The 18,693-nt window shown below is 46.3% G+C and carries 19 protein-coding genes and 1 pseudogene; 11 read left to right on the top strand and 9 right to left on the bottom strand.

Features of this window, described 5'->3' with window-relative positions:
* Nucleotides 1-23: 23 nt before the first annotated feature.
* From DWY63_RS02660 to DWY63_RS02675, 5 genes and pseudogenes are all read left to right on the top strand, one after another.
* Complete coding sequence (locus DWY63_RS02660) at nucleotides 24-617, top strand: family 1 glycosylhydrolase (protein ID WP_330415403.1); 594 nt, start codon at nucleotides 24-26, stop codon at nucleotides 615-617.
* 159 nt (nucleotides 618-776) lie between these two features.
* Nucleotides 777-1,652 carry a phosphoribosylaminoimidazolesuccinocarboxamide synthase gene (locus DWY63_RS02665; RefSeq protein ID WP_055217859.1) on the top strand — a complete coding sequence of 292 codons (876 nt, stop codon included), beginning with the start codon at nucleotides 777-779 and terminating at the stop codon, nucleotides 1,650-1,652.
* A 153-nt stretch (nucleotides 1,653-1,805) separates the two neighbouring features.
* Nucleotides 1,806-2,300 carry an HD domain-containing protein gene (locus tag DWY63_RS02670; protein WP_022462878.1) on the top strand — a complete coding sequence of 165 codons (495 nt, stop codon included), beginning with the start codon at nucleotides 1,806-1,808 and terminating at the stop codon, nucleotides 2,298-2,300.
* Nucleotides 2,301-2,346: 46 nt separating this feature from the next.
* Nucleotides 2,347-2,511, top strand: a complete 165-nt coding sequence (locus DWY63_RS17925; protein WP_022462877.1) for a hypothetical protein — start codon at nucleotides 2,347-2,349, stop codon at nucleotides 2,509-2,511.
* Nucleotides 2,512-2,655, top strand: a pseudogene (locus DWY63_RS02675) (aldo/keto reductase); the annotation flags it as partial.
* Between the two features lie 168 nt (nucleotides 2,656-2,823).
* Here the strand turns inward: DWY63_RS02675 and DWY63_RS02680 are convergent.
* Complete coding sequence (locus tag DWY63_RS02680; RefSeq protein WP_117801144.1) at nucleotides 2,824-4,521, bottom strand: carbon starvation CstA family protein; 1,698 nt, start codon at nucleotides 4,519-4,521, stop codon at nucleotides 2,824-2,826.
* A gap of 607 nt (nucleotides 4,522-5,128) precedes the next feature.
* On the opposite strand from DWY63_RS02680, the gene DWY63_RS02685 reads away from it, so the two are divergent.
* From DWY63_RS02685 to DWY63_RS02705, 4 genes are all read left to right on the top strand, one after another.
* Nucleotides 5,129-6,862 (top strand): glycoside hydrolase family 5 protein, encoded by a 1,734-nt coding sequence (locus DWY63_RS02685; protein WP_117801146.1) that lies wholly within the window; start codon nucleotides 5,129-5,131, stop codon nucleotides 6,860-6,862.
* Between the two features lie 195 nt (nucleotides 6,863-7,057).
* Complete coding sequence (locus tag DWY63_RS02690) at nucleotides 7,058-7,276, top strand: cation transporter (protein ID WP_055266075.1); 219 nt, start codon at nucleotides 7,058-7,060, stop codon at nucleotides 7,274-7,276.
* A 186-nt stretch (nucleotides 7,277-7,462) separates the two neighbouring features.
* Nucleotides 7,463-9,331 (top strand): heavy metal translocating P-type ATPase, encoded by a 1,869-nt coding sequence (locus tag DWY63_RS02700; RefSeq protein WP_117801148.1) that lies wholly within the window; start codon nucleotides 7,463-7,465, stop codon nucleotides 9,329-9,331.
* Nucleotides 9,332-9,348: 17 nt separating this feature from the next.
* The gene (locus tag DWY63_RS02705; RefSeq protein WP_022462871.1) at nucleotides 9,349-9,723 is read left to right on the top strand and encodes an ArsR/SmtB family transcription factor; all 375 of its coding nucleotides are present in this window, start codon (nucleotides 9,349-9,351) and stop codon (nucleotides 9,721-9,723) included.
* A 194-nt stretch (nucleotides 9,724-9,917) separates the two neighbouring features.
* On the opposite strand, the gene DWY63_RS02710 is transcribed toward DWY63_RS02705, so the two are convergent.
* On the bottom strand, nucleotides 9,918-10,292 hold the full coding sequence (locus tag DWY63_RS02710; protein ID WP_022462870.1) for a LysM peptidoglycan-binding domain-containing protein: 375 nt from the start codon (nucleotides 10,290-10,292) through the stop codon (nucleotides 9,918-9,920).
* Nucleotides 10,293-10,545: 253 nt separating this feature from the next.
* Between DWY63_RS02710 and lexA the strand changes: the two genes are divergently transcribed.
* Complete coding sequence (lexA, locus tag DWY63_RS02715; protein ID WP_055217843.1) at nucleotides 10,546-11,214, top strand: transcriptional repressor LexA; 669 nt, start codon at nucleotides 10,546-10,548, stop codon at nucleotides 11,212-11,214.
* Between the two features lie 205 nt (nucleotides 11,215-11,419).
* Nucleotides 11,420-12,496, top strand: coding sequence for a tyrosine-type recombinase/integrase (locus tag DWY63_RS02720; RefSeq protein ID WP_022462868.1), 1,077 nt, complete (start codon nucleotides 11,420-11,422; stop codon nucleotides 12,494-12,496).
* Nucleotides 12,497-12,594: 98 nt separating this feature from the next.
* On the opposite strand, the gene rsmH is transcribed toward DWY63_RS02720, so the two are convergent.
* The 7 genes from rsmH to aroB all read right to left on the bottom strand — a co-directional run bounded on the left by rsmH (nucleotide 12,595) and on the right by aroB (nucleotide 18,618).
* Nucleotides 12,595-13,644 (bottom strand): 16S rRNA (cytosine(1402)-N(4))-methyltransferase RsmH, encoded by a 1,050-nt coding sequence (rsmH, locus tag DWY63_RS02725; protein ID WP_055266069.1) that lies wholly within the window; start codon nucleotides 13,642-13,644, stop codon nucleotides 12,595-12,597.
* Between the two features lie 29 nt (nucleotides 13,645-13,673).
* Nucleotides 13,674-14,621, bottom strand: coding sequence for an RluA family pseudouridine synthase (locus tag DWY63_RS02730; RefSeq protein WP_055217841.1), 948 nt, complete (start codon nucleotides 14,619-14,621; stop codon nucleotides 13,674-13,676).
* Between the two features lie 108 nt (nucleotides 14,622-14,729).
* A complete protein-coding gene (dtd, locus tag DWY63_RS02735; RefSeq protein WP_022462865.1) occupies nucleotides 14,730-15,170 on the bottom strand; it encodes a D-aminoacyl-tRNA deacylase in 441 nt (146 codons plus the stop codon).
* Nucleotides 15,171-15,245: 75 nt separating this feature from the next.
* On the bottom strand, nucleotides 15,246-15,884 hold the full coding sequence (locus DWY63_RS02740) for a cytidylate kinase-like family protein (RefSeq protein ID WP_117508930.1): 639 nt from the start codon (nucleotides 15,882-15,884) through the stop codon (nucleotides 15,246-15,248).
* A 173-nt stretch (nucleotides 15,885-16,057) separates the two neighbouring features.
* Nucleotides 16,058-16,987, bottom strand: a complete 930-nt coding sequence (locus tag DWY63_RS02745; protein WP_117801150.1) for an RluA family pseudouridine synthase — start codon at nucleotides 16,985-16,987, stop codon at nucleotides 16,058-16,060.
* Nucleotides 16,980-17,516 (bottom strand): signal peptidase II, encoded by a 537-nt coding sequence (gene lspA, locus DWY63_RS02750; protein ID WP_022462862.1) that lies wholly within the window; start codon nucleotides 17,514-17,516, stop codon nucleotides 16,980-16,982. The genes DWY63_RS02745 and lspA overlap by 8 nt, the downstream gene beginning before the upstream one ends.
* Nucleotides 17,506-18,618, bottom strand: a complete 1,113-nt coding sequence (gene aroB, locus DWY63_RS02755; protein WP_055217839.1) for a 3-dehydroquinate synthase — start codon at nucleotides 18,616-18,618, stop codon at nucleotides 17,506-17,508. Before aroB ends, lspA begins: the two co-directional genes overlap by 11 nt.
* Between the last annotated feature and the right edge of the window lie 75 nt (nucleotides 18,619-18,693).

Below are 18,693 nucleotides of genomic sequence, written 5' to 3' on the forward strand. Positions count from 1 at the left end.
AATAGTAGAGTAATAAGAGGAAGATATCCTGGTGGTCTGATCCGGTTTTATTAGGACATTATCCGGATGAGGGATTGGTGCGTTATGAAAAATATCTTCCGAAAATCACAGAAGAAGATATGCGTCTGATCTCAGAACCGATCGATATCTATGGACAGAATATTTATAATGGAAGATGCGTCCGTATGGGAGAAGACGGAAAGCCACAGGAGGTTTGCCGATATGAAGGATTTCCTAAAACTGCGATCCAATGGCCGGTAACACCGGAATGTCTGCAGTGGGGACCGAAGTTTTTATATGAAAGATATCATAAGCCAATTTACATCACAGAGAACGGATTATCCTGCCATGATGTGATCTCATTAGATGGAAAAGTGCATGATCCAAACAGAATTGATTTTCTTGCAAGATATTTGCGAGAACTGAGAAAAGCAGCAGAGGAAGCGGATATCAGAGGATATTTCCAGTGGTCTTTGATGGATAATTTTGAATGGGCCAAAGGTTACTCATATCGATTTGGACTCGTATATGTGGACTACAGAAATCAGGAGAGAATTATGAAAGATTCCGCATTCTGGTATAAACACGTGATAGAAACAAACGGAGCAGAATTATAAATGGAAATAAAAGATCCCTTTTGGGGTTTATTTAGTAGCGTTAATAATAAATACTTGACAATTTATAAGGAGTGGTGTAGGGTAAAGGTGTCAAAGGAATTTCACCGGATTGGGTGTAATTCCGTTCACTATCCTATACGAAAAGAAGAGGTATTCATGATGAAAGAATTAAAGCCAATCAAAGAGGGTAAGGTACGCGAGATTTATGATAACGGCGACAGCCTGATCATGGTAGCAACCGACCGTATTAGCTGTTTTGATGTCATTCTGAACAATGTGGTAACAAAAAAAGGTACCGTTCTGACCCAGATGTCCAAATTCTGGTTCGATCTGACAGAAGACATCCTTCCGAATCATATGATCTCTGTAGACGTAAAAGACATGCCGGAATTTTTTCAGCAGGAGAAATTTGACGGAAACAGCATGATGTGCCGTAAGCTGGAAATGCTTCCTATCGAGTGCATTGTCCGCGGCTACATTACCGGAAGCGGCTGGGCAAGCTATCAGAAAACAGGAAAAGTATGTGGCATCGAGCTTCCGGAAGGATTAAAAGAATCTGACAAGCTTCCTGAGCCAATCTACACTCCGTCCACAAAGGCTGAAATCGGAGATCATGACGAAAATATCTCTTATGAGCAGAGCATCGCCCATCTGGAAAAATACTTCCCGGGAAAAGGAGCCGAGTATGCAGAGAAGCTTCGCGACTACACCATCGCTCTGTATAAAAAATGTGCCGATTATGCTTTAAGCAAAGGCATTATCATTGCAGACACAAAATTTGAGTTTGGTCTCGATGAAAACGGAAATATCGTAATCGGCGACGAGATGCTGACTCCGGACAGCTCCCGCTTCTGGCCTGCAGATGGTTATGAACCAGGCCATGGTCAGCCATCTTTTGACAAACAGTTCGCGCGCGACTGGCTCAAAGCCAACGATGGAAACCACGACTGGACTCTGCCGCAGGAAATCGTAGACAAGACGATCGAGAAATATCTTCAGGCATATGAGATGCTGACAGGAAAACCGCTGGCATAAAGAATATCATAGTGTTAAAAAGCTACAGGAGGCAGGTTCTGCCTCCTGTTTTTGCATATTTTGTGATAAGATCAGATGATAATCTGATACTCAAATGCGTGAAACATGTGATATAATGGGAAGAAAGACAGGATGCGAAGGAGGAAACACGATATGAAAATTGCTGCTGCAATTGAAAAAATGACAGATTTTTATAAGGGAAATATTCATGATATTTATCATTTTCTGAAGGTATGGGCCTTTGCAAAGAACATCGGCGAGGCGGAAGGACTGGATCCAAAAACACAGGAAACGCTGGAGATGGCAGCTGTTGTCCATGATATTGCCTGCCCGCTGTGTCGGGAAAAATACGGAAATACCAGCGGAAAGCATCAGGAAGAGGAAAGTGCGCCGCTCGTTGCAGAATTTTTCAAAGATGTACCGGCAGGAGAACTGGATGTCGAACGCATCACATGGCTGGTTACGCATCATCATACCTATACAAATGTAGAGGGAATGGATTACCAGATCCTGCTGGAAGCCGATTTTCTGGTCAATGCCGGCGAGAGCGAATATTCAAAACAGGCGATTGAAAATTTCTGCAGAAAAGTATTTCGGACGGAAGCGGGAACGCATCTGTTGAAGAGTATGTTTCTGGAGAAGGAATAAGGTCATGAAGTGTGACATCCTCCCCCACCTCTACAGGTGGTGGAGGATGTCACTTTTACAGCAGGACAGCCGGGGTCATTTAACCTTTATGGCGGTCAACCGGGAGATCCCGAAGTATCTGGATGCTACCTTATGGAACAGGGGATTTGTGGATACAAACGGCAAATACTATGAGCTTTGGAATGCGCAGGCACAGTATTATACGGAGTAAAATTTTGGCAATCTGTCGGCAGAAGCCATTCACAGAGAGATTGACGGTACACTGAAACGGCTGGGAACAGAGTATCTGGATCTGTATATCATTCACCGTTTTGACTACGAAACTCCGATTGAGGAAACAATGGAAGCCCTGAATGTATGACCGCACTGGCATGGCAATGGGCGAAGGGAGTCAGCTCCCCGATTATCGGTGCGACCAAGGCGGCAATTGTTTCGTAAAAAACTATGGCATGTAAAACGCCGTCAGACTTGTTGTAGTCTGACGGCGTTTTGCGTTAGGAAGCTCTTTGAAGAAACATCTATATTATTTCGTTTCCTGTCCCGCTTTCTTCCGGAACAGTTCTTTTCCACAGCTGATGACAATGATGACACCAAGAACCATCAGCAGAATGGCGATGATGAGCTGCAGTCCCTCAACGAGGAAGACAGCGGTTCCTGCTCCATACGCTTTTACAAGTGCAATGACACGCTCTACCAGTGCGGTAAAGGTGACGCAGAGCATGATGATAAGCGGCGGGAACAGGGTTCTGTTTTCACGGCCGGTGACTTTCAGGAAGACACAGAGCGTGATCAGAACGAGTGCACTCAGCATCTGGTTTGCACTTCCGAACAGCGGCCAGATATTGGCATATCCGATCTGGGTCAGGATGTAGCCGCAGAGCAGAGTAACAATGGTAGAGAAATATTTATTGCAGAGCAGCTTTCTCCATCCGGCAGCATGTTCCATATCATCGACAGTGAACAGTTCCTGGAAGGACATACGGCCGATTCGTGCAACGGAGTCAAGACTGGTAAGTGCCAGCGCCGATACACACATCGTCATGAAGCACCGTGCTCCGTATACCGGGATGCCGAACATTTCCAGAAATCCGGCAACACCGGAAGAAAAGATCGCAAATGGCGTTCCGACAGCAGCCGTACCGTCTGCAGAAGCAGCAGCACCGGCAACGCAGAGGGCGAGGACGGCAAGCAGGCTCTCCAGAACCATAGCTCCGTATCCGACTTTCTGCATATCTTTTTCATTCGCAATGGTTTTCGAAGAGGTTCCAGACGATACCAGGCTGTGGAATCCGGAAACAGCACCACAGGCAACGGTGACAAACAGGATCGGGAACAGATCTCCGGATGCCGCATTATGGAATCCGGTATACATTGGAAGGTTCATCTTCGGGTGCGCAACAACAAGTCCGACAACAGCGCCGAGGATCATACCGGCGAACATAAAGGTTGTCATAAAGTCACGCGGCTGCATCAGAAGCCACATCGGAAGGACAGCGGCAAGAAAGATGTAGGCAAATACCAGATAAGTCCAGGTTGCTTTGCTTGTTACAAGCGGTACATTCATGCCGATTGCAAAAGCTGCAACGGTGCATGCAAGGCCGAGTACCATTTCTTTCCAGCCTTTCCACTGCAGTTTTTTCTGGAGCAGTCCGAAGACAACAGCAAAAGCGATAAACAGCAGGGAGATGCTTCCGGCAGCGCCGTTTACAGTTGCCTGGGCAGAAAGCTTTGTGACGCCGTCAACCGTTTCGTAAGCATTAAATGTTCCGGCAACCATATCGGCAAAGGCGGCGATAACGATCAGTGTAAAGAGCCAGCAGAAGAGAAGAAACAGTTTTTTTCCTGTTTTGCCGATGTATTTCTCAATGAGAAGTCCCATGGATTTTCCTTCGTTTTTGACACTCGCATACAGCGCACCGAAATCGGTAACAGCACCAAAGAAGATACCGCCGATCAGGATCCATAAAAGGACGGGAACCCATCCAAAGACAGCGGCCTGAATGGCACCGGTGACAGGGCCTGCACCTGCGATTGAAGAAAACTGATGGGCGAATACGGTCCATCCATCGGTAGGGACGTAATCCTGACCGTCATTTTTTGCAACGGCAGGTGTTTTTGCTTTGGGATCGATGCCCCATTTCTTTGCCAGCCAGCTTCCGTAGAAGGTATAACCTGCTATCAGACATACGGCGGCGATCAGTACAATAACCAACGTGTTCATAATAAAATTCCTCCTCGTTCAAAAATGATATTTCCAGTTTACATGGATTTCAAATGGAAAAAGAAAAGGGAAAAGGCAATTGTGTTGGTATGCTTGGAAACAAAAAAAGCTTCGTCTCCCTGACTTATGCAAGAAGACGAAGCTTTCAAAAAACGCTCCGCGTTACCACTTCTAATTATCGGCTGTTTCTTTTGGTCGATCACTCAGACAAGATCCCCGAAACCATTTGATACACTTTCCGGTGAATCTCTTCTCTGCTAACGGTGAGAGGCCGGTCCGGACTACTTTCCATTTCTGGTTTCGTCTGTACAGCTCACAGGGGATTGTTCTTTGGGATACCTGCCATCTCGCACCAGCCGATGGTTCTCTGCAAAGGCTCACCCGAAAAATGTTGTCCTGCTCATTGCTTTTTTCTGATCCCTTTTTTCTTTTGAACACTTTGCATTATAGTCTCATTTTTCGGTTTGTCAAGCAATTTTAAAAAAAATATCCTGTTTTTTCCCTGAAAATAGTAAAAATCTATTTCTTGACACAGAAAACCAAAATTTTTATAATAGAAGAAAAAGCGCAGAACCAGAAGGCTTCTGCGGAAAGGTGGTATTTTTGTATGGGGTATTATGACAAAGAACGTGTAAGGGGATTTTTGCACAATCAGGACGGTATTATTGTGAATGATTTCGGAGAAGAGGTGATTCTCCGCGGCTGGGGCATGGGAAACTGGGATAATCCGGAAGGATTTATGCTCGGCACCCAGAGCGGCTTTGGACTGTTCGAGCCTGGAAAATATGCGCCGATGGGACGCATGGACCGTGGAAGAAGTATGGACCAGATTCTACGGGAGACCTGCGGAACGAAATATGCGGAGGAGTTCTGGAAACGCTGGAGACGGCTGTATCTGACGGAGGAGGATATTGCACTTCTCTCCAGACGCGGTTACAATTCCGTGCGTCTGCCGATCCGCGCAGGAAGCTTTCTGTATGAGGAGCCGGGGATTACGTATAATGAAGATTCCTTTGCCATGCTGAATGATGTTCTCGACTGGTGTGAGACGTATCAGGTTTATGCTGTCGTAGATTTCCATGCGGCAACGGCAGGCCAGTCCGGAATTCCGTGTGATGACGGCGTGGACAATGGACAGCATCTGTATGACGATGAAGAATCGATGGAGCGGATGTTTCTTCTGATGGAAGAGTTTATGAGAAGATACAAAGACCGCTGGATCATCGGCGCATATGACTGTATCAACGAGCCGATCTCCATGACGCCGCGCCGCGAGGAGCTGACACCGAAGCTGGTCTATTTTTACGAGGAAATGATCCGCCGCTGCAGAAAGATCGACCAGAAACACTTATTTTTGCTGAATGGTACACAGTTTTCCTCTCTTACATATTTCTTTGATCATGAGTTTGACCCGGAATACCACAACTGGGGCATCAGTCTTCATGCGTATGAGATGGTTGTTCCGGAGGTAGCTTCTCTTGCCAGCGTTCTCCGTATCTGCCGGGAACAGAAGATCTGCCTGTGGATGGGCGAGACAGGAGGAAGAAATGAGCACGCATGGCAGACAACGATGTATGAGATTCTTGCCGAGTACCACGCCGGTTATAATCTGTGGTGCTGGAAAACAGTAGAGGGAGCAGGATGTGCTTCGATTCTGAACTTTAATGTTCCGGATGAATGGCATCTGATTACCGATTATGCAATTAATGGAGCTGCAAAACCGTCCTACGAGCATGCGCAGGCCATCTGGGACAGCTACCTGGAATGCCTGGCGGTCGATAAATGCAAAGAAAATACGCAGTATCATCCTTATCTGCTTCGAGAGGGCAATTTTGAGATCCCGGCGATCGGCTACAACGCGCTGCCGATGGATTCACACCGTGGTCTTAGTGATCTTCCGAATGCTGCAGGATATCGTCTGTATGACCGGTTTGAATTGGTTTATGAAAAAGGATATCATCCTGAACCGGCCGGGTTTGCCGCACCGGGTCCGATCAAACATCCGAGAGATCATGTACAGCTTCAGCTGGGAGCAGGAGAGTATGCTTCCTATACAATCCGTGAAAAAGAAACCTATACGGTTTCTGTAACTTACTGTGCAGACAAAGAGGTGAAGGTACAGGCAGCTATTCAGGGAGAGACTCTTTTTGAAGGGGGAATGCCTCCTGCCGGTGAGAAAGTAACTTCGGATGTTCATCCATATTTTGCATATGAAACAGCACCGAACACACTCGAACGGTTCACACTCGGTACCGTTACAGGAGAAGGCATTCTGAAAATAGAGGTTCTGGACGGATGTGCACGGTTCGGACAGATTGTGATTCGGAAAAGTGAAAAATAGCAGAACATAACGTTTCTTTATGAGGAATAAATAACAGATCTATCTGCCCGCAGGAATCAAAAAAATCCGACGGGCAGATTTTTTTGATTTTTTTCAGTTTTCCATTGACAATTGCATCACTGGTGCTATAATAAAAACAAACATATGAATAAATGTTCATATGAACAGTGAAAATGAAAAAGGAGATCAAAAGCGATGAAGAAAACGTATAAGATCGATGTTGACTGCGCAAACTGTGCAAACAAAATGGAAGAGGCTGCAAAAAACACAGCAGGTGTAAAGGATGCTACCGTAAACTTTATGATGCTCAAAATGATCGTTGAGTTCGAAGACGGACAGGATCCAAAGAGCGTTATGCAGGATGTTCTGAAAAACTGCAAAAAAGTTGAGGATGACTGCGAGATCTTCCTCTAAAATAAAAAACTTTCATCGGCGGATGGAAGAAAAAGCTGGAGCAGAATAGATTCTAAAACCTGTCTGCGGTTCAGCTCGAGAAAAATCCAGTATTTTCTCTCTGGAGCAGCGGATTTGGATCTGTAAATCTCTGGGATGAAATGCTGGATTTTTTCATCCGGCGGTAAGAACAAAGGAGGCATATGTATGAATAAGAAACAGAAAAAGGTTCTCATCCGCGTCATCGTTGCATCGGTTCTTCTGATTCTCTGCGCGGTACTGCCGACAACCGGCTATGTGCGATTTGCAACCTTTATGGTTCCTTATCTGGTCATCGGATACGATATCCTGAAAAAGGCCTGGAAGGGAATCCTGAACAAACAGGTATTTGATGAAAACTTTCTGATGGCTGTTGCAACGGTCGGTGCCATTCTGCTTGGCGAGTATCCGGAGGGCGTAGCCGTTATGCTGTTTTACCAGATCGGCGAACTGTTCCAGAGCTATGCTGTCGGAAAGAGCCGCCGGAACATCAGCGAACTGATGGATATCCGCCCGGATTATGCAAATATCGAGGTAGACGGAAAACTCGAGCAGGTTGATCCGGATGAAGTTGAGGTTGGCACAATCATCGTTGTACAGCCTGGTGAAAAGATTCCGATCGATGGTGTGATCGAAGAAGGAAACACCACACTGAATACCAGTGCCCTGACCGGAGAGAGTGTTCCGCGTGACGCCCGGGAGGGAGACGAAGTCATCAGCGGATGTATCAATATGTCCGGTCTGATTAAAGTAAAAACAACGAAAGAGTTTGGAGAGTCCACCGTATCCAAAATTCTGGACCTTGTGGAAAACTCCAGCTCCAAGAAATCAAGATCCGAGAACTTTATTTCCAAATTTGCGAAATACTATACACCGGCCGTCTGCTACGGTGCGCTGGCGCTGGCAATCCTGCCGCCGCTGGTACGGATGCTGTTTTTAAGTGCCGCTCCTGAGTGGAGCGTATGGATTTACCGTGCGCTGACCTTCCTGGTTATCAGCTGCCCTTGTGCACTGGTCATCAGTATTCCGCTCAGCTTCTTCGCCGGTATCGGCGGCGCAAGCCATGAAGGTGTCCTGGTGAAAGGTTCCAACTATCTGGAAACACTTTCCCAGACCAAATACGTTGTATTCGATAAAACCGGTACCATGACACAGGGTGTCTTTGAAGTAGCCGGTATTCACCACAATACGATCAGTCAGGAAGATGTTCTGGAATACGCAGCACTTGCTGAGTGTGCTTCGAGCCATCCGATCAGCAAGAGTCTGCAGAGAGCATATGGAAAACTGATCGACCGAAGCCGTGTCACGGACATCGAAGAGATCAGCGGAAACGGTGTAACAGCAAAGGTAGACGGTAAAAATGTCGCTGCCGGAAATGCAAAACTGATGGAGCGCCTTGGCGTTGATTATATCGACTGCCACAGCGTCGGCACCATCGTCCATGTTGCTGTAGACGGCAAGTATGCCGGACATATCCTGATCTGTGATATGATCAAACCGCATGCGAAAGAAGCGATTCAGGCGCTGCGGAAATCCGGTATTAAAAAGACGATTATGCTGACCGGAGACTCCAGGCGGATAGCCGATCAGGTAGCTGCAGATCTTGGAATTGATGAAGTTTACAGCGAACTGCTTCCTGGTGACAAAGTAAGTAAAGTGGAAGAGCTGCTTGCCGCAAAGACAGAAAAAGAAAAACTTGCTTTCGTAGGTGACGGCATCAACGATGCACCGGTACTGTCCCGTGCCGATATCGGTATTGCGATGGGAGCACTTGGTTCCGACGCAGCAATTGAAGCAGCTGATATCGTTCTGATGGACGACGATCCGCTCAAGATTTCCAAAGCAATTCACATTTCCAGAAAATGTATTCACATTGTTTATGAGAATATTTATTTTGCAATTGGTATCAAAGTATTGTTCCTGCTTCTGGGAGCCATCGGTATCGCTAACATGTGGATGGCAATTTTCGCAGATGTCGGAGTTATGATTCTGGCGGTTCTGAATGCAATTCGTGCTCTGTTTGTGAAAAATCTATAGAAAGGCGAGGACACAAAATGGCAAAAATCAATCCGGATGAAGCTGATCTGTGCTGTGACTCCTGTGAGGTTCATGAAAATCTGGTAAAGATTGTCAATGAGACCATGCCGGATGAAACAGAGCTTTACGATCTGGCAGAGCTTTTCAAGGTATTTGGTGATTCCACGCGGATCCAGATCCTGTTTGTCCTGTTTGAGGCAGAGGTATGCGTCTGCGACCTGGCAGAAGCACTGCACATGACACAGTCCGCAATTTCCCACCAGCTTCGCATTCTGAAGCAGAATAAGCTGGTAAAGAGCAGACGAGAAGGAAAATCGGTGTTCTACTCTCTTGCAGATGGTCATGTACGGACAATCATCGCACAGGGACAGGAGCATATTGAAGAGGATTAAAAAAAGTATAAGATAGCAGAAACGTCCCGCAGATGAGAAATTTCATTTGCGGGACGTTTCTGCTTTTCACATTCATTCTTTATTTGGTAAACCATGCTTCCCGAACATGCTGTTTTAGAAGGTTCCGTGCATTTTGGAAGCTGTTTTTTTTACTTTGTTTACATAACCGAATTATGTAAAGTATTTCTTGAATTTCATGATTTATACTCCTCGGAGTAATACGGAATGCAGAGATACATACCGTCCGTGATCTGGTTGGAACTCAGGTGATTGATCTCACGGACCTCGGCAATGTAACTGGAAATATCGGAGTATTCTTCTGTACGGTATTCTTTGGCGATGTCCCACAGTGTATCGCCGGAAGAAACGCGGATACTGGTGTAGTATTTGTAGGTTGGAGCTTTCGGCTCACTGTCTGCCTGCGTATTCTGCGGCGTGAAGTGGAAGATTAAAAGAAATGTGACGGCAACCAGAGACAGGAGAGCGGCGGCTGCGCGGATCTGCAGTTTTCTTCTCTGGATTTTTCGTCTTTCTCTCAGTGATTTTCTTTTCTTTGCATTGGTACTCATGTAAAATTCCCCCTTGATTTGTGATAGAAGAGTAGTTGTGCTACGTGAACATTTGTTCTTTCGAATATATGTTCATTATAATAAAAGAACGTATGTTTGTCAATACGAAATACGAACAAATTTTCGAAACTTTTATTTGCGTTCCGGTGGGATTTATGGTAAAATTTATTTGGTATATTTTAAGCAAATATCGTATAGAAAGAGGGGACTACCCTAATTCATATAAAAAACGAAACGACAGGAGGAACATACGATGGCTGGAGACAAAAATAAACTGACAGAGAAACAGAGACAGATTCTCGAATATTTAAAACAGGAAATTTTGCAGAGAGGATTCCCGCCGTCTGTGCGTGAGATCTGCGAAGCGGTTTCCCTTCGTTCTACATCCTCGGTACATGCACATCTGGAAACACTGGAGCGGAAAGGCTATATCAAACGAGATGCAACAAAACCGAGAGCCATTGAAATCTGCGATGAAGGATTCCATACCGGCCGCCTTGGTGCAATCCAGGGAATTGCATCGGAAGACACCGCATCCCAGAGTGAGGTTGCACAGATTCCGCTGATCGGCAAAGTAGCTGCCGGAGAACCGATTCTTGCGGTAGAGAATATTGAAGGATATTTCCCGATGCCGGTAGACCGTCTGCCAAACGCAGAAACGTTCCTTTTAAAGGTACAGGGCGAAAGCATGGTAAATGCAGGTATTTTAGACGGTGACCTTGTTCTTGTGGAACAACAGGCAACTGCGGAAAATGGAGAAAAAATTGTCGCTCTGGTCAATGATTCCGCTACAGTAAAAACATTCTACAAGGAAGACGGTTATTTCCGCCTGCAGCCGGAAAACGATGAGATGGATCCGATCCTTGTGAATGATCTGCAGATCGTAGGAAAGGTAATCGGAGTATTAAGATTTTTATCCTGAAAAATAAAAGAAGAAAATAAAAAATGTTGTGAAAAAACGAACAAGAAATCGGCCTGTAAAATTCGGCGGTTTCAGAGGAAAAACCGGTGATTTCTGAAAGTAACTCTTCAACTATTCGAAAAACCTGCGTTTCCCGAATAGTTATATAGAAGAAATACTTCTTTCATTTTCCCGGTTTTCTGTTTAGAAAGGCTCATTTGCAGTTATGAAATCAAAAATTACGTATCACGAACAAACCGATATGGAAAATACACTGAAGCTCCGCGAGGTTCTGAAGACGCTTCCCTCTTTTACTTCCGAATTTTTCCGCGGCATCAGCACAACGACATCGACCAGCACACGGATCAAATATGCATATGACCTTCGGATCTTTTTTCAGTATCTGCAGAAAGAAAATCCGGAACTTGCCAAAATTCCCATGGATCAGATGTCCGTTGATGTGCTTGACCAGGTCACTGCACTTGATCTTGAGGAATACACAGAATATTTAAAGGCTTATATCGGTTCCCAGGAATCTTATACCACCAACGGGGAAAAAGGCCTGAAACGAAAATTGTCGGCACTTCGGACGTTCTATTCCTATTATTTCAAAAAGGAACTGATTGAGACAAATCCTACGCTGCTTATCGATATGCCGAAGCTCCATGAAAAAGAAATTATCCGTCTGGAGCCAAATGAGGTTGCGGAGCTTCTCGATTTTATTGAATCCTGCGGCGACGGGCTGAGCAATCATCAGCGGGCCTACTATGAAAAAACAAAGGAACGTGATTTTGCAATCATTACTCTTCTGCTTGGCACGGGAATCCGTGTGTCGGAATGTGTCGGGTTAGATATTGAGGATGTCGATTTTAAAAACAATGGCATCAAAGTGCTTCGAAAAGGTGGAAATGAAATGTTTGTCTACTTTGGAGATGAAGTTGCCGAGGCACTGAAAAAGTATATCGAAGTCCGCGCAGGTATTACGCCTGTGGCAGGACACGAACACGCACTCTTCTATTCAGCGCAGAGAAAACGGATCAACGTCAAGACGGTGGAAAATCTGGTGAAGAAATATGCGTCCCAGGTGACGACAACGAAGAAAATTACGCCGCATAAACTGCGTAGTACGTACGGTACGACGCTGTATCAGGAAACAGGCGATATTTATCTTGTTGCGGATGTCCTCGGCCATAAGGATGTCAATACGACGAAGAAACATTATGCTGCCATGGACGATGCAAGGCGCCGTCAGGCTGCCACAGCGGTACGGCTGCGGGAGTCCATGCCGGAGCATGAGGAATAAAAATATATCAGAAACCCAAAGAGGAATCAACAGGGATTATATCCCATTCGTTGATTCCTCTTTTTTATGGAGACGACTTCTCTCCTGCTTTTTTTAAGTTACTCCGCCTTAATTGCCCAGCGCATTTTCGTTGAACTTGCACGGCTGTTGCGGATGCATTCTTCTTTGGAAGGACGAATGACTTCTTTTGAATATTCGGAATAAATACCGATCTGATACAGTCCCTTCATGGACTTTTTCACAAGCCGGTCTTCGCCGGAATGGAACGTCAGAATTGCCGCTCTGCCGCCCGGAGCAAGAGCATCCGGAAGTTTTTCCATGAATGCTTCCAGAACCTCATATTCGTTGTTTACATCGATCCGCAGTGCCTGGAAGGTGCGGGCGCAGGATTTTTTGATGGCTTCTTTTTTCTCGTCTTTCGGAAGAAAATCCAGTGCTTCAGCGATCAGATCACGCAGTGCAAACGTAGTGTCAATTTTCTTTCCTTTCCGAAGTGCCCGCGTAACAGCCTGGGAAATTTCTTTTGCATACGGTTCATCGGCGTTTTCAATGAGCATGCCTTCCAGTTCATCGCGTGCAACCGTGCGCAGACGCTCGGCCGCGGAAATTCCTGCCTCCGGATTCAGGCGAAGATCCAGCGGTCCATCATATTTGTAGGAAAAGCCGCGCTCCGGATTATCAATCTGCATGGAGGAAACACCAAGATCCGCCAGAATGAAGTCAAAGGGGCCGTATTCGGCAGCAACCTGATCAATATTGGCAAAATTCTGATGAAGAATCGTTAAAATCTCAGGGCCGTACCCCTGCGCGGCCAGTCGTTCTTTTGTTTTTGCCATCTCGATCGGATCGACATCCAGCGCACAGAGATGCCCTTTTCCCTGCAGGCATGCAAGCATACGGGAACTGTGGCCGCCGTATCCGAGTGTTGCATCAAGTCCGTTCTGTCCCGGCTCGATCTTGAGAAAATCGAGGATTTCATCTACGAGAATCGGGATATGCATGCCGGCCGGTGTGCTTCCCTTTTGGATCACATGCTCAATGGTCCCCTGATATTTCTCCGGATTCAGTTCTTTGTATTTCTCATTGTAATTCCGCGGATGTGTGCCTTTGTAGCGGACGCGGCGTTTGTGTTCTTTCTGTTCTTCCATAAAATGTTCTCCTTATACTTCAAATATATTTAATCGAACATGTGCGTTCGAATATTTTCCAGATCAATTGGTTCTCCTGTCATCGGCTGCAGAAAGTGCAGTTTCCAGGCATGGAGCGCGGCACGGGTACCGCCGTCGCGGACTCCGTAGAGCGGATCTCCGAAAAGTGGATGTCCAATAGATGCCATGTGAAGGCGGATCTGATGCGTGCGGCCGGTTTCCAGACGGCAGCACACGACGGCCCAGAAAGGATCCTGAAGGACAGCCTCGTAGTGTGTAGTAGCCCACAGGCCGTTCCCTTCTTTACAGATACGCATTTTAGTGATACGTTTCCCAGACGGATCGAAAGAATCAGGGTCATCTCCTGGAATTTGCTCCATGGAAAGACGAATGGTTTCTTTTTGCGTTTCTTCGGAAAAGGGATGGTGTACCAGAGCCAGGTATTCTTTTTTCAGCGCGCCGCTCTCCCGCTGCCGGGACAGTCTGGCAGCAGCCAGCTGATTCTTTGCAAATAGTACCAGACCCGATGTATCTTTGTCAAGACGGCCGATGCAGCGGAGTTCAGAAGGCGCTGTCGGTGTTTTTAACAGGGATGCGGCAGCATGTGTCAGGGAATCGGAATAATGGCCGTGGGAAGCGTGGCAGACCATACCGGATGGCTTGTCTGCGACACAGAGATCACTGTCCTCATAGAGAATCCGTACGCCGGCAGAATCACCTGATACCGGCAGAACCTGATCTTCGGAAAGGTGGGGACACTTCTGCTCATATCGAAAAGTGATCGTATCTCCAGTCTGGACGACTGCATTTGTGCGGCAGGAAACACCGTTTTTCTGAATTCCATCCGGAATATATTTGGCATGGCGGATTTCACGTGGTGTCAGGTGCAGAAAACGTTTTAGAATTGTTTCCACCGACAGTCCCCCCTGTTCCGGAAGGACAAAGTGACACAGCTGCTGATAGTCAAATTGCGGCATAAAAGATTTTCTCCTCTTCACAAGTTCACATAATCATTTTATGTAAACTGTATAAATACAAACAATTCAGCACGATGATGGTACACTATCTCTAGACAAAAACAGGTTTCACAGATCCTCTAAGATCACCGTAAACGGCCCATCATTCACCAGTGATACTTCCATCTCAGCCCCGAACACTCCCGTTTCGACAACAGGAACCTGTTCCCGTGCTTTCGCGACCATATATTCATACAGTTCTTCTGCTCTGTGCGGCTCGCCTGCTTCCGTGAAGCTTGGACGGTTTCCCTTTTTACAGTTGGCATACAGGGTAAACTGTGAAACCATCAGAAGCTGTCCATCCACATCTGCCAGGGACTTGTTCGTCTTTCCATTTTCATCTTCAAAAATACGCAGTCCCAGCAGTTTTTTCATATACTTGTCTGCTGTTGCTTCATCGTCCCCCTGGCCGACACCGATCAGAACCAGAAAACCTTTCTGAATCGATCCGACAACCTTCTCTTCCACCGAAACACTTGCTCTTTTTACACGCTGTATAACAATTCTCATCTTTAAAATCCTTTCATAAAATGACCCTCCTCTTATTTTTAAGAGGAGGGTCGTTTCTCCTATGTTCTGTTTTGATCAGGTGCTGAAAATCTTGCGGATTCCCGCTTCTTTAACTTCAATTGCCTGTTTGATCATATCTACGGTTCCATCGATACCGAATACACTGCTGTTCAGGCACAGGTCGTAGCTGTCTACCTCGCCCCAGCGTTTGCTGGTGTAGTAATTGTAGTAGCTTGCACGCTGTTTGTCGATCTTTGTGATCTTGTCTTTTGCTTTTGCATCGGAAAGATCATACAGCTTTGCGATACGGCGGATGCGATCCTGCATATCTGCTTTAATAAAGATGCTCAGCACGTTCGGATTTTCCTCCAGTGCATAATCTGCACAGCGGCCTACGATGACACACGGACCGTCCTGCGAAATCTTCTTGATGGCATCAAACTGTGCCAGAAATACCTTCTGGTTCAGCGGCATATCCATCATGGTAGATCCATAGCCGAAGGAGTAACTGTCCATAACCAGAGAGTATAAAAAGCTGTTGGTTGGTTTTTCATCGTGGTTTTCGAACAATTCCTGGCATAATCCGCTGTCCTTTGCTGCTCTCTCCAGCAGCTCTTTGTCATAGTACTTAATTCCCAGGTCATCCGCTAAAATCTTACCAATGGAATGTCCGGCGCTTCCGTACTGACGTCCAATCGTTATGATAGTTTTCATATAATCCGCTCCTTTCCATTCCGTCACAATAATCTGCTTTCACAGATGTAGTAACTCGCGTTTTTTCGTTACATCCAGTATACTACAGAATTCACAGAAAGTACAGAACATTTTGATAAAACTTATACAAATTAACTATATACTTTTTAAAATATCATTCTTTTTAAGCGGTTTCAGACATTTTTTCGAAACTGCAGCAACAGATTGGAAAAATATTCCGGAATCGGCGCCTCAAACTCCATATAGGCACCGGTCCGTGGATGGATAAATCCAAGTACCATCGCATGCAGCGTCTGTCCCTGCAGGTTTTTCACCGGGCATTTCTTCGGGCCATAAACCGCATCGCCAAGCAGCGGATGCCCGATACTTGCCATATGGACACGGATCTGATGCGTCCGGCCGGTTTCCAGCTGGCATTCAATATACGTATAATTTCCAAAGCGTTCCAGCACACGGTAATGTGTGACCGCCGGTTTTCCGTTCCGTTCATTAATCGCCATCTTTTTCCGGTCTGTCGGATGGCGGCCGATTGCACCGCGCACGGTTCCCTCGTCCTCTTTCAGATTCCCATGGACAATTGCCCGGTACTTTCGGGTAATGGAATGTACAGAGAGCTGTTCTGCGAGGCTCTGGTGGGCGAAATCGCTCTTACAGATAACCAGGGCACCCGTTGTGTCCATATCGATTCTGTGGACGATTCCGGGGCGCAGAACGCCGTTGATGCCGGAGAGATTTCCGCGGCAGTGATACAGAACCGCATTGACCAGTGTTCCGCTGCTGTGGCCTGCCGCCGGATGTACGACCATCCCCTTGGGCTTATTGACGACCAGAAGATCATCATCCTCGTACAGAATATCAAGCGGAATGTTTTCTGGCTCCACGTTCAGTTCTTCCGGTTCCGGCAGAAGCACCAGAACGGCATCACCGGCGGCAACCTTACTGCTTGCTTTCTGCGTTTTTCCGTTGATCGAAACCTTTCCGTCTTTTAAAAGCTTCTGCAGAAAAGAACGGGAACAGTCCGAAAAAGATGCGGCCAGGCACTGATCAATCCGTTTTCCGTCAAAATCCGGTGTAACTTCCAAAATCCGTTCTTCTTCAGCCATCGGACTCCTCCTTTTTGGCGTTTTTATGCAGAAATGCGAAGTCTTCGTCCTTGTAGTACAACAGATACAGCAGTAAAAAGACAGCGACCGATACGGTGACATAAATATCAGCTACGTTAAAAACCGGAAAGTTGATCAGCGAAACGTAGATGAAATCAACGACATAGTGATTCAGAAAACGATCGTAAAAATTTCCGACCGCACCAGCCGTCAGAACAGTCAGCACGGCAAAAAGCGGTAAAAAGCGGCGTGTCTTTGGAAGCTTGTAAAAGACGATCACCATGACGATCAGAAACAATACCGTCATCATAGCAAACAGCCAGTACTGATCCTGCAGAAGTCCGAATGCCATACCGCGGTTTTCCAGATAAAACAGCTCCAAAACCCCTGGAATGAGCTCGATCGACGGCTGGTCCTTCAGATACTGCACTGCCAGTGATTTTGTATACTGATCTGCTGCAAGCAGAAGGACAATCGCTGCCGCGCAAACCAGATAAACGGCCAGCGGAGAAAGTTTTTTACTCTTCATCGATCAGATCTCCATTAATAGAATTGATAGCTTCCAGCATTTCTTCATCTGTAACCGTGCGGTCCACCACAGCATGGCCGACAGACTCCAGAAGGATGAATTTGATCGTACCCTGTTCCATTTTCTTGTCCGATTTTGTTGCAGCCAGAATATCTTCCGATTTCAGGCCGTCCACGGTGATTGGCAGATAGAAACCGACGTTCATATCACGAATCTCGTAAAACTCTTCATCGGAGAGATAACTTCTCTTGTAGGAAATATAGGCAGCAGCAACGGTTCCAAGTGCAACGCACTGGCCATGGAGCAGTTCGAAGTTTTTGAGCTTTTCAATGGCATGACCGATCGTATGGCCAAGATTTAAAACGGCACGCTCTCCCTGTTCTGTTGGGTCATTTTCTACAACCTGGCGTTTGATATCGCAGCATTTCTGGATCATTTTCGTTAATACCGGCTCAATCCGCTCTTCGATCTCAGACATGTGATTGATGGTCCAGATGTAGAATTTTTCATCGCGGATCAGACCTGTTTTCAGGACTTCTCCCATACCGCAGGCAAACTGTTCTCCGTTCAGGGATTTTAAGGTTGCCATATTCATATAGACAAGACGTGGATGATGGAATGCACCGACCATATTTTTGTACTGGTCGAAATCGACGCCCGTTTTTCCTCCAACGCTGGAATCTACCTGTGCAAGCAGTGTCGTCGGAAGCTGGATGAAATCAATGCCGCGCAGATACGTTGCCGCCGCATAGCCGGTCAGATCCCCAACGACACCGCCGCCGAGTGCGAATAAAATGTCTTTTCTCTCAAAGTGGTTTTCAATCAGATGCGTGTACAGATCTTTGACGGTATCCAGATTTTTGCTTGCTTCACCAGCCGGGAAAACAAATGCGGTTACGGTCTCAAACAGCGGGGACAGTACATTTTTTACCTCTTCCAGATACAGTTCTGAAACCGTGCTGTCTGTGACAATGCAGGCCTTTTTTGCAGGGAGTTTTAAGTTCTCCACACAGCCGGCGAGGCGTTCGTAGCTGCCGTCCCAGACAATTTCATAAGAAAATTCAGTAGATGTGCCTTCTCTTTTAACGGTAAGTGTTTTCATAAATTATGCCTCCTGTATGTTCTTTCATGAAAAAAGCATCAGAATCCTGCATCTGATGCTTTTCCTTTGTTACTA

Source organism: Blautia sp. AF26-2 (genome assembly GCF_003460955.1).
Lineage (GTDB): Bacteria > Bacillota > Clostridia > Lachnospirales > Lachnospiraceae > Fusicatenibacter > Fusicatenibacter saccharivorans.